This window comes from Pseudomonas sp. HMWF021, from assembly GCF_003061005.1.
Classification (GTDB): Bacteria; Pseudomonadota; Gammaproteobacteria; order Pseudomonadales; family Pseudomonadaceae; genus Aquipseudomonas.
In genome coordinates, this window is the sequence record NZ_QAIK01000198.1 from 1 (window position 1) to 10,816 (window position 10,816).

11 protein-coding genes and 1 pseudogene are annotated in these 10,816 nt (G+C 60.0%); 11 read left to right on the forward strand and 1 reads right to left on the reverse strand.

The genetic code is table 11. From position 1 onward, the window contains the following. The 5 genes from DBR18_RS27990 to ispD all read left to right on the forward strand — a co-directional run. The coding region (locus tag DBR18_RS27990; RefSeq protein WP_256589034.1) for a CTP synthase at positions 1 to 1,618 on the forward strand (1,618 nt) is incomplete at its 5' end. Positions 1,619 to 1,622: 4 nt separating this feature from the next. Continuing rightward, positions 1,623 to 2,468 (forward strand): 3-deoxy-8-phosphooctulonate synthase, encoded by an 846-nt coding sequence (gene kdsA, locus DBR18_RS27995; RefSeq protein WP_007964290.1) that lies wholly within the window; start codon positions 1,623 to 1,625, stop codon positions 2,466 to 2,468. Between the two features lie 156 nt (positions 2,469 to 2,624). After that, positions 2,625 to 3,914, forward strand: a complete 1,290-nt coding sequence (gene eno, locus DBR18_RS28000) for a phosphopyruvate hydratase (protein WP_007964291.1) — start codon at positions 2,625 to 2,627, stop codon at positions 3,912 to 3,914. Positions 3,915 to 4,085: 171 nt separating this feature from the next. Beyond that, entirely contained in the window at positions 4,086 to 4,364 is a 279-nt protein-coding gene (gene ftsB / locus DBR18_RS28005; RefSeq protein WP_007964293.1) for a cell division protein FtsB, read from the forward strand. Next, entirely contained in the window at positions 4,361 to 5,068 is a 708-nt protein-coding gene (gene ispD, locus DBR18_RS28010) for a 2-C-methyl-D-erythritol 4-phosphate cytidylyltransferase (RefSeq protein WP_108592772.1), read from the forward strand. Before ftsB ends, ispD begins: the two co-directional genes overlap by 4 nt. Before the next feature lie 88 nt (positions 5,069 to 5,156). On the opposite strand, the gene DBR18_RS28015 is transcribed toward ispD, so the two are convergent. Then, positions 5,157 to 6,053, reverse strand: coding sequence for a LysR substrate-binding domain-containing protein (locus DBR18_RS28015; RefSeq protein WP_108592773.1), 897 nt, complete (start codon positions 6,051 to 6,053; stop codon positions 5,157 to 5,159). A 116-nt stretch (positions 6,054 to 6,169) separates the two neighbouring features. On the opposite strand from DBR18_RS28015, the gene DBR18_RS28020 reads away from it, so the two are divergent. From DBR18_RS28020 to pcm, 6 genes and pseudogenes are all read left to right on the forward strand, one after another. After that, the gene (locus tag DBR18_RS28020) at positions 6,170 to 7,282 is read left to right on the forward strand and encodes an S-(hydroxymethyl)glutathione dehydrogenase/class III alcohol dehydrogenase (RefSeq protein WP_007964296.1); all 1,113 of its coding nucleotides are present in this window, start codon (positions 6,170 to 6,172) and stop codon (positions 7,280 to 7,282) included. Between the two features lie 65 nt (positions 7,283 to 7,347). Further along, positions 7,348 to 8,193, forward strand: coding sequence for an S-formylglutathione hydrolase (gene fghA, locus DBR18_RS28025; RefSeq protein WP_108592774.1), 846 nt, complete (start codon positions 7,348 to 7,350; stop codon positions 8,191 to 8,193). 43 nt (positions 8,194 to 8,236) lie between these two features. Then, positions 8,237 to 8,710: a 2-C-methyl-D-erythritol 2,4-cyclodiphosphate synthase gene (gene ispF, locus DBR18_RS28030; RefSeq protein WP_038979164.1), complete on the forward strand. Its 474-nt coding sequence runs from the start codon at positions 8,237 to 8,239 to the stop codon at positions 8,708 to 8,710. After that, a complete protein-coding gene (gene truD, locus DBR18_RS28035; RefSeq protein WP_108592775.1) occupies positions 8,707 to 9,765 on the forward strand; it encodes a tRNA pseudouridine(13) synthase TruD in 1,059 nt (352 codons plus the stop codon). Before ispF ends, truD begins: the two co-directional genes overlap by 4 nt. Next, positions 9,753 to 10,502: a 5'/3'-nucleotidase SurE gene (surE, locus tag DBR18_RS28040; RefSeq protein ID WP_108592776.1), complete on the forward strand. Its 750-nt coding sequence runs from the start codon at positions 9,753 to 9,755 to the stop codon at positions 10,500 to 10,502. Before truD ends, surE begins: the two co-directional genes overlap by 13 nt. 41 nt (positions 10,503 to 10,543) lie before the next feature. Continuing rightward, positions 10,544 to 10,816 (forward strand): annotated as a pseudogene (gene pcm / locus DBR18_RS28045) (protein-L-isoaspartate O-methyltransferase); the annotation flags it as partial.

The following is a 10,816-nucleotide window of genomic DNA, read 5'->3' on the forward strand; positions in this document are numbered from 1 at the left end:
ATTCGTCACGGGCGGTGTTGTTTCTTCATTGGGGAAAGGCATTGCCTCGGCTTCATTGGCGGCCATCCTGGAGGCGCGGGGGCTTAAGGTCACCATGCTTAAGCTGGATCCGTACATCAACGTCGACCCGGGCACGATGAGCCCGTTCCAGCACGGTGAAGTGTTCGTCACCCACGACGGCGCCGAGACCGACCTGGACCTGGGCCACTACGAGCGGTTCATCCGCACGACCATGACCCAGAACAACAACTTCACCACCGGCCGTGTCTACGAGCACGTGCTGCGCAAAGAGCGCCGTGGTGACTACCTGGGTGCAACCATCCAGGTGATTCCGCACATTACCGACGAAATCAAGCGTCGCATCATCAAGGGTGCCGGCGATGCCGACGTGGCCCTGGTGGAAATCGGCGGTACCGTTGGCGACATCGAATCGCAACCGTTCCTCGAAGCCATCCGTCAACTGCGTGTGGAAGTCGGTTCCAAGCGCGCGATGCTGATGCACCTGACCCTGGTTCCGTACATCGCCACCGCTGGCGAGACCAAAACCAAGCCAACCCAGCACTCGGTAAAAGAGCTGCGTTCGATCGGCCTGCAGCCAGACGTGCTGATCTGCCGCTCCGACCATCCGGTGGATGTGTCGTCGCGTCGCAAGATCGCGCTGTTCACCAACGTTGAAGAGCGTGCGGTGATCTCCCTGGAAGACGTCGACACCATCTACAAGATTCCGGCCGTGCTGCACGCGCAGGGTCTGGACGATTTCGTCGTCGAGCGTTTCGGCCTGCAATGCAATGGCGCCGACCTGTCCGAGTGGGAAAAGGTCGTCGATGCCAAGCTCAATCCAGAACACGAAGTGACCATCGCGATGGTCGGCAAGTACATGGAACTGCTGGACGCCTACAAGTCGCTGATCGAAGCGATGAGTCACGCCGGCATTACCAACCGTACCAAGGTCAACCTGCGCTACATCGATTCCGAAGACATCGAGAACCAGGGCACTGCGCTGCTCGAAGGTGTCGACGCAATCCTCGTACCGGGCGGCTTCGGTCTGCGCGGCGTGGAAGGCAAGATCACGGCCGTTCAGTACGCTCGTGAAAACAAGGTTCCGTACCTGGGCATCTGCCTGGGCATGCAAGTGGCGGTCATCGAGTTCGCCCGTAACGTGCTGGGCTGGAAAGACGCCAACTCCACCGAGTTCGATCGCGCGAGCGGCCATCCGGTCGTGGGTCTGATCACCGAGTGGGAAGACGCCACTGGCGCGGTTGAAGTGCGTACCGAAGCGTCCGATCTGGGCGGCACCATGCGTCTGGGCGCTCAGGAATGCCTGCTTGAAGCCGGCTCCAAGGTGCACGACTGCTACGGCAAGGACGTGATCGTTGAACGTCACCGTCACCGCTACGAAGTGAACAACAACCTGCTGCCACAGATCATCGAAGCCGGCCTGAAGATTTCCGGTCGCTCCGCTGACGCCGCGCTGGTTGAAGTGGTTGAAGCACCGGATCATCCATGGTTCGTCGCATGCCAGTTCCACCCGGAGTTCACCTCGACGCCACGTGACGGTCACCCGCTGTTCAGCGGTTTCGTGAAGGCTGCGTTGGCTCAACACCAGAAGAAGGCGTAACCCGATGGCACAGAAGATCATCCGCGTCGGCGACATCGAGATTGCCAACGATAAACCCATGGTGCTGTTCGGCGGCATGAACGTGCTGGAAAGCCGTGACATGGCCATGCAGGTTTGCGAAGAGTACGTGAAGGTCACCGAAAAACTCGGCATTCCTTACGTGTTCAAGGCCAGCTTCGACAAGGCCAACCGGTCTTCTGTGACCTCGTATCGCGGCCCTGGCCTGGAAGAAGGCATGCGCATCTTCCAGGACATCAAGCAAGCTTTCGGTGTGCCGATCATCACCGACGTCCACGAGCCTGATCAGGCCGCGGTCGTCGCTGAAGTCTGCGACATCATCCAGCTGCCGGCCTTCCTGTCGCGCCAGACCGATCTGGTCGTCGCGATGGCCAAGACCAACGCTGTGATCAACATCAAGAAAGCCCAGTTCCTCGCACCTCAGGAAATGAAACACATCCTGAACAAGTGCGTGGAAGCGGGTAACGATCAACTGATCCTCTGCGAGCGTGGTTCGAGCTTCGGCTACAACAACCTCGTGGTCGACATGCTCGGCTTCGGCATCATGAAGCAGTTCGAGTACCCGGTATTCTTCGACGTGACCCACGCGCTGCAAATGCCTGGCGGTCGTGCCGACTCCGCCGGCGGTCGCCGTGCGCAGGTTCTGGATCTGGCCAAGGCCGGCATGAGCCAGGCGCTGGCCGGTTTGTTCCTCGAAGCACACCCGGATCCGGACAACGCCAAATGCGACGGCCCTTGCGCCCTGCGTCTGGACAAACTGGAGCCATTCCTGGCCCAGCTCAAAGCCCTGGACGAACTGGTGAAGAGTTTTCCGACGGTAGAAACCGCGTAAACCTCAATTCTCCGGTAAAGTACCGCACGATTTGTCGCACATGCCCTCGGGCATGTGCGTTGTCGTCTGCAAGCTGCCCGCTGCACACCACTTGCCGACGGTAAAAAGATTTCCTCTAGCTGCGTCGTTTTCGTCAACTTTGGAGTGTTTACAACAATGGCAAAAATCGTCGACATCAAAGGTCGTGAAGTTCTCGACTCCCGTGGCAATCCCACCGTGGAAGCGGACGTGCTTCTCGACAACGGCATCATCGGCAGCGCCTGCGCGCCGTCCGGTGCATCCACTGGCTCGCGTGAAGCGCTCGAGCTGCGTGATGGCGACAAGAGCCGTTACCTGGGCAAAGGTGTGCTCAAGGCGGTAGCCAACATCAACGGTCCGATCCGCGATCTGCTGCTGGGCACCGACCCAAGCGACCAGAAAGCCCTCGACCACGCGATGATCAAGCTCGACGGTACTGAAAACAAGGCGACCCTGGGCGCCAACGCCATCCTCGCCGTGTCCCTGGCTGCGGCCAAGGCGGCTGCACAGGATCAGGATCTGCCGCTGTACGCCCACATCGCCAACCTGAACGGCACTCCGGGTGTTTACTCGATGCCGGTGCCGATGATGAACATCATCAACGGTGGCGAGCACGCCGATAACAACGTCGACATCCAGGAATTCATGGTGCAGCCGGTTGGCGCCAAGACGTTCTCGGAAGGTCTGCGCATGGGCACCGAGATTTTCCATCACCTCAAAGCTGTGCTGAAGGCCCGTGGCCTGAGCACCGCCGTTGGCGACGAAGGCGGTTTCGCACCGAACCTGGCGTCCAACGAAGACGCACTGAAAGTGATCTCGGAAGCCGTGGCCAACGCCGGTTACAAGCTGGGCACCGACGTGACCCTGGCGCTGGACTGCGCAGCCAGCGAGTTCTTCGAAGACGGCAAGTACAACCTGTCCGGCGAAGGCCAGGTGTTCACCGCTGAAGGTTTCGCCGATTATCTGAAAGGCCTGACCGAACGTTATCCGATCATCTCGATCGAAGACGGTCTGGACGAATCCGACTGGGCCGGCTGGAAGATCCTCACCGACAAGATCGGCGAGAAGACCCAACTGGTTGGCGACGACCTGTTCGTGACCAACACCAAGATCCTGAAAGAAGGCATCGATAAAAAGATCGCCAACTCGATCTTGATCAAGTTCAACCAGATCGGCACCCTGACCGAAACCCTGGAAGCCATCCAGATGGCCAAGGCTGCCGGTTACACCGCGGTGATCTCGCACCGTTCGGGCGAAACCGAAGATTCGACCATTGCCGACTTGGCCGTGGGCACCTCGGCTGGCCAGATCAAGACCGGTTCGCTGTGCCGTTCCGACCGCGTTTCCAAGTACAACCAACTGCTGCGTATCGAAGAGCAGTTGAATGGCAAGGCCAAGTACAACGGTCGCAGCGAGTTTCGCGGCTGAGCAGTAAATGATAGAAAGACACCGGATTGTGTCGGAAAAGTCGTGACAGCGATGGATTTGCCACTAATCTGATGCCTTATATGCACAAGCCTGGATCTTCCAGGCTTCGTGCTATCAGACGTTTCAAAGTTTTCGCGTGGCTGTCTTTTTTCACTGGATACCTGATATTCGATGCGCAGTCCTTACTGGTTGTTTCTCGTTTTGCTCTTGCTGCTGGCCGGTCTGCAGTACCGCCTGTGGGTGGGCAATGGCAGTCTGGCGCAGGTCGCCGAGCTGAAGCAGCAGATTGCTGATCAGCACGCCGAGAACGAAGGCCTGCTGGAGCGCAATCGGGTGATGGACGCTGAAGTCAGCGAGTTGAAAAAAGGCATGGAGACCGTTGAAGAGCGGGCTCGCCACGAGCTGGGCATGGTCAAGGACGGTGAAACCCTTTACCAGCTCGCGCAATGATCGATTCCCTGCCGGCCTTCTGGGCCGTGATTCCTGCCGCGGGCGTCGGTGCCCGAATGGCCGCGGACCGTCCCAAGCAATACCTGCAACTGGGCGGGCGCACAATTCTCGAACACAGCCTCGGCTGTTTCCTTGATCACCCACGCCTCAAAGGGCTGGTGGTCAGTCTTGCTATTGATGATCCTTACTGGCCGAACCTGGCCTGCGCCAGCGACTCGCGGATTCAGCGCGTCGAGGGCGGCGCGGAGCGTTCCGGGTCGGTGCTCAATGCTTTGCTGCATTTACATGCGCAAGGTGCTGATGATGAGGACTGGGTGTTGGTGCACGATGCGGCCCGGCCCAATCTGAGCCGCGATGATCTCGACAAGTTGCTGGCCGAACTAGCGGAGGATGCCGTCGGTGGTCTGCTGGCCGTGCCGGCGCGCGATACCCTGAAGCGGGTCGACAAGCACGGTCGTGTGCTCGAAACCGTGGATCGCAGTGTGATCTGGCAAGCCTATACGCCGCAGATGTTCCGCCTCGGTGCCTTGCATCGGGCGTTGGCGGACAGTCTGGTGGCGGATGCGCTGATTACCGATGAAGCCTCGGCGATGGAGTGGGCCGGTCTGGCGCCGCGTTTGATCGAAGGTCGTGCGGATAACCTTAAAGTGACCCGGCCGGAAGACCTGGAGTGGTTGCGCCAGCGTTGGGCTAATCGCCGCTAAAGATCAAAAGATCGCAGCCTGCGGCAGCTCCTACAGGGAGTTCGTGTTTTCCCTGTAGGAGCTGCCGAAGGCTGCGATCTTTTGCTTTTCAGCTCCGATACTCCGGTCGCTCGGTCAACCCTTCCTTCAAGAAATCCACCAGCTTGCGCACCTTCGGCGACAGATGCCGTTGCTGCGGATACAACGCCCACACCGCCGTATTCGGCGGCTGATGCGCCTCCAGCAATGAAATCAGCGCACCGCTGTGCAAATGCTCCAGCACGTAATAGTCCGGCAACTGACACAGCCCGACCCCTTGCAGTGCCGCATCCAGCACCGCTTGCCCGCTGTTGCAGCGCCAGTTTCCCTGCACGCGCTGGGAAAATTCCCGCCCGTTCTGTTCCAGTTGCCACAGATCCGAACTGCCGATCAGGCAATTGTGCCGGCTCAGTTCCGACAAACTGTGTGGGCGGCCGTACCGTTCAATGTAGGAAGGAGACGCGCACAGATACATCCGACGCGGCGCCAGGCGGGTAGCGACCAATCGCGAATCCTGAAGCCGACCCAGACGAATCGCCAGATCCAGCCCTTCATGCACCAGATCGAGCTGACGGTTGCTCAGCTCGATATCAATGCGCAGTTGCGGATAAAGCCCCATGAACCGCGTCACCAGCGGCACGATGAACCGTTCGCCATACGCCACAGCGCAAGTCATGCGCAGCATGCCTTTCGGCTCGCTGGTCAGATCACCGACCGCGCGCAGCGCTTCTTCTCGGCCGTCCTGCAGGCGTTGGCAATGCTGCAGAAAGGTTTGTCCGGCTTCGGTGAGCGTAACGCGGCGGGTACTGCGATAGAGCAGGCGTGTCTGTAAACGCTCTTCAAGCCGTACGATTTGTCGACTGATGTGTGAGGAAGAAACCCCAAGGCGTTCTGCTGCGGCGGTGAACTGGCTGCATTCGGCGACGGCTACGAACTCGTCGATGCCTTCCCAGCGATTCTCGGACATCGGGATTATCCCTGTGTGGCAATAATGTTTTGCTTTTGTCCGGATTATTCACCAGATCACGCTGTACTACACTGCCGGTCTGCTTTTTTATTCAATGGATTCACTGGAGACTCAGCATGATCAAGTCGCGCGCCGCCGTTGCCTTCGAGGCCAAGAAGCCGCTGGAAATCGTAGAAGTCGATGTGGCCATGCCCAAGGCCGGTGAAGTGTTGCTGCGCGTGGTGGCTTCCGGGGTTTGCCACACTGACGCCTACACTTTGTCCGGCGCGGATCCGGAAGGTATCTTTCCGTCGATCCTCGGCCACGAGGGTGGCGCTATCGTAGAGGCCATCGGCGAAGGCGTGACCTCGGTTGCCGTTGGCGACCACGTGATTCCGCTGTACACCCCGGAATGCGGCCAGTGCAAATTCTGCAAGTCGGGCAAGACCAACCTGTGTCAGGCGATTCGCGCCACTCAGGGCAAGGGTCTGATGCCGGACGGCACTTCGCGCTTTTCCTACAAGGGCGAGACGATTTTCCACTACATGGGCACGTCGACCTTCTCCGAGTACACCGTGCTCCCGGAAATCTCCGTGGCGAAAATCGCCAAGGATGCGCCGCTGGAAAAGGTCTGCCTGCTCGGATGCGGCGTGACCACCGGGATCGGTGCAGTGATCAACACCGCCAAGGTCAAACCCGGTGACACCGTGGCGATCTTCGGTCTGGGTGGCATCGGTCTGTCGGCAGTCATCGGTGCAGTGAAAGCCAAGGCTTCGCGAATCATCGCCATCGACATCAACCCGGCCAAGTTCGAGATCGCCAAACAACTGGGCGCCACCGATTGCGTGAACCCGAAAGACTTCGATCGTCCGATCCAGGAAGTGATCGTCGACATGACTGACGGCGGTGTCGACTTCTCCTTCGAATGCATCGGCAACGTGCAACTGATGCGCGCCGCGCTGGAATGCTGCCACAAGGGTTGGGGCGAATCGGTGATCATTGGCGTGGCCGGTGCCGGCCAGGAAATCGCCACCCGTCCGTTCCAGTTGGTGACCGGGCGTGTCTGGCGCGGTTCTGCGTTCGGCGGCGTGCGTGGCCGTACCGAGCTGCCAAGCTACGTCGACATGGCGCAGAGCGGCGAGATCCCGCTGGATACCTTCATCACCCACACCATGGGTCTGGAAGATATCAACAAGGCCTTCGACCTGATGCATGAAGGCAAGAGCATCCGTACCGTCATTCATTTCTGATCAATCGCGACGTCGCGGCGACAGACCTTGAGGGGTTGTCGCCGTGGCCGCGTAGGAGTCTTTACATGAGTCTGGAAAACATCTCCTGTCAGAAAAGTTTCGGCGGTTGGCACAAGCGCTATCGCCACCGTTCCGACGTGCTCGGCTGTGACATGGTGTTTGCCGTGTACCTGCCGCCGCAAGCGGAGCAGGGCGGCAAGTTGCCGGTGTTGTACTGGCTGTCCGGCCTGACCTGCACGGACGAGAACTTCATGCAGAAGGCCGGGGCGATGCGCATGGCGGCCGAACTTGGTTTGATCATCGTTGCGCCGGACACCAGTCCGCGCGGTCCGGATGTGCCGGGTGATCCGGATGGCGCCTGGGATTTTGGTCTCGGTGCCGGGTTCTATTTGAATGCCACGCAGGAACCGTGGTCGCGGCACTATCGGATGCATGACTACGTCGTGCAGGAATTGCCTTCACTGGTTGAAGCGCATTTCCCGGCGTCGGATAAACGCAGCATCAGCGGCCATTCCATGGGCGGCCACGGTGCACTGGTTTGTGCGCTGCGCAATCCGGGGCGTTACCAGTCGGTGTCAGCGTTTTCACCGATCAACAATCCAATGGATTGCCCGTGGGGGCAGAAGGCGTTCTCCCGTTACCTGGGCGAAGACCGTTCCAAGTGGAAAGAATGGGATGCCTGCGCACTGATAGCAGAGGCCGACGAGAAACTGCCGTTGCTGGTCGATCAGGGCGATCGTGACGATTTCCTCGAAAATCAGCTCAAGCCCCAGGCCCTGCAACAAGCGGCAAAACAAGCGGGCCATCCGCTGACCTTGCGCCTGCAACCGGGCTACGACCACAGCTATTTCTTCATCTCAAGCTTCATTGACGACCACTTGCAGCATCACGCACGCGCCCTTCGGGCCTAATGCAGGTAGAATCACGCCCTGACAAAAATCGGGGCGTTTTTTTATGCGTATTGGCCACGGCTACGATGTTCACCGTTTCGCTGAAGGCGATTTCATTACTCTGGGCGGCGTGCGCATCGCACACAGCTTCGGGCTGCTCGCTCATTCCGACGGTGACGTCCTGCTGCACGCCTTGAGCGATGCCTTGCTCGGTGCTGCGGCGCTGGGCGATATCGGCAAGCACTTTCCGGACACCGACCCGCAATTCAAGGGCGCCGACAGCCGCGTGCTGCTGCGGCATGTGGTCGCGCTGATCCATGCCAAGGGCTGGAAAGTCGGTAACGTCGACAACACCATCGTCGCCCAGGCGCCGAAAATGGCCCCGCACATCGAATCGATGCGTGCTTTGATCGCCGCCGATCTGCAAGTTGAACTGGATCAAGTGAACGTGAAAGCTACCACCACCGAAAAGCTCGGCTTCGTCGGTCGCGAAGAAGGCATCGCCGTGCATTCCGTTGCCTTGTTGCTCCGCGCATGAACGAACTGCAACTGCTCGGCCCACGCGCCTATGGCGAACCCCTCGGCACCGCGGTACTGAAAGCCATCGCTGAAGATTTTCAGGTCGATGAAGTGCTCGACATCCCCTTCAGCGGCGATGGCGAACACCTGTGGATCTGGGTGGAAAAACGTGGCCTGAACACCGAAGAAGCGGCTCGGCGCATTGCCAAGGCCGCTGGCGTATCGTTGCGCACTGTCAGTTATGCCGGGCTCAAGGATCGTCAGGCGCTGACCCGTCAGTGGTTCAGCGTGCAGTTGCCGGGCAAGGCCGACCCGGATCTGTCGGCGGCGGAAAACGACACGCTGAAGATCCTCAAGACCACGCGCCACAAGCGCAAGCTGCAACGCGGCGCGCATTCGGCCAACGGCTTCACTTTGCGCCTGACCCAGTTTGCCGGAGACAAGGACGCGATCGAACAGCGTCTGCAACTGATCGCCAGACAAGGCATTCCCAACTATTTTGGCGCCCAGCGTTTCGGCCATAACGGCGGCAACGTCGTTGATGCGCGTGCCTGGGCTGCGCGCAAGGCATTGCCCGAGCAGCGCAATGTGCGTTCGCGTCTGCTGTCGACGGCGCGCAGTTTTCTGTTCAACCAGGTACTGGCCGCCCGGGTGGCCGATGGCACCTGGCAGCAGGCGCAGGTGGGCGATCTGCTGGCATTCACCGACAGCCGCAGTTTTTTCCCGGCGGGTGTTGCCGAATGCAGCGACCCACGCCTGGCGATTCTCGACCTGCACCCGACCGGTCCGCAGTGGGGCGAAGGTGACTCACCGGCGGCCGGCGCTGTCCATGATCTGGAGCAGGGGATTGCCGAACGTGAAGCGGATCTGCGCAATTGGCTGATCAATGCCGGAATGAGCCACGAACGTCGCATCCTGCGGCTGCCCATTGGCGGGTTGACGTGGCATTATCCCCAGCCTGACATTCTGCAACTGGAATTCGTCCTCCCGGCCGGATGCTTCGCCACCGTATTGGTGCGCGAACTCGTTGATCTGGTGCCGGTGGGGCAGACGGACAGCCCATGCGTATTCTGATTTCTAACGACGATGGGGTAACCGCACCCGGTCTCGCCGCGCTTTATGCTGCGCTGGCGGATTACACCGAATGCGTGGTTATCGCCCCGGAACAGGACAAGAGCGGCGTCAGCAGTGCGCTGACGCTCGACCGTCCGTTGCATCCGCAATATCTGGCGAACGGTTTCATCAGCCTCAACGGCACACCGACTGACTGCGTGCACCTGGGCATCAACGGCTTGTTGGAGCGCCAGCCGGACATGGTGGTTTCGGGGATCAACCTCGGCGCCAATCTGGGTGATGACGTGCTGTATTCCGGCACGGTGGCGGCGGCTCTTGAAGGACGTTTCCTGGGGCGCCCCTCGTTCGCGTTTTCGCTGGTCTCGCGCCAGGTGGACAACCTGGCGACAGCGGCGCATTTCGCGCGCAAACTGGTCGAGGCCCACGCCGGGCTGGACCTGCCGCCGCGCACGGTGCTGAACGTGAACATTCCCAATCTGCCGATCGACCATATTCGCGGCATTCAGCTGACCCGTCTGGGCCACCGCGCCCGGGCTGCGGCGCCTATGAAAGTGGTCGACCCGCGTGGCAAGGCCGGTTACTGGATTGCCGCGGCCGGCGATGCCGAAGATGGCGGCCCGGGCACAGACTTTCATGCGGTGATGCAGGGTTATGTGTCGATCACGCCGTTGCAGCTCGATCGCACCTTCAACGATGCCTTCAGAAGTCTCGACGGCTGGCTGGAGGGATTACGCTGATGGCTCGTGAACACGAAGACAGAATGCGCAGTGGCATCGGCATGACGTCCCAGCGCACGCGTGAACGTCTGATCCAGCGGCTATATGAGGAAGGCCTGTCCAACGCCAAGGTACTGGAAGTGATCCGGCGCACGCCGCGTCACTTGTTCGTCGACGAGGCACTGGCGCATCGCGCTTACGAAGATACCGCGCTGCCGATCGGCCACAACCAGACTATTTCCCAGCCTTATATGGTGGCGCGCATGAGCGAGCTGCTGCTGGAAGCGGGACCGCTGGACAAGGTGCTGGAAATCGGCACCGGGTCGGGCTATCAG

Coding starts and splice junctions, on each gene's coding strand:
- kdsA (WP_007964290.1), top strand. CDS start 1,623: ATGGCACAGAAGATCATCCGCGTCGGCGACATCGAGATTGCCAACGAT.
- eno (WP_007964291.1), top strand. CDS start 2,625: ATGGCAAAAATCGTCGACATCAAAGGTCGTGAAGTTCTCGACTCCCGT.
- ftsB (WP_007964293.1), top strand. CDS start 4,086: ATGCGCAGTCCTTACTGGTTGTTTCTCGTTTTGCTCTTGCTGCTGGCC.
- ispD (WP_108592772.1), top strand. CDS start 4,361: ATGATCGATTCCCTGCCGGCCTTCTGGGCCGTGATTCCTGCCGCGGGC.
- DBR18_RS28015 (WP_108592773.1), bottom strand. CDS start 6,053: ATGTCCGAGAATCGCTGGGAAGGCATCGACGAGTTCGTAGCCGTCGCC.
- DBR18_RS28020 (WP_007964296.1), top strand. CDS start 6,170: ATGATCAAGTCGCGCGCCGCCGTTGCCTTCGAGGCCAAGAAGCCGCTG.
- fghA (WP_108592774.1), top strand. CDS start 7,348: ATGAGTCTGGAAAACATCTCCTGTCAGAAAAGTTTCGGCGGTTGGCAC.
- ispF (WP_038979164.1), top strand. CDS start 8,237: ATGCGTATTGGCCACGGCTACGATGTTCACCGTTTCGCTGAAGGCGAT.
- truD (WP_108592775.1), top strand. CDS start 8,707: ATGAACGAACTGCAACTGCTCGGCCCACGCGCCTATGGCGAACCCCTC.
- surE (WP_108592776.1), top strand. CDS start 9,753: ATGCGTATTCTGATTTCTAACGACGATGGGGTAACCGCACCCGGTCTC.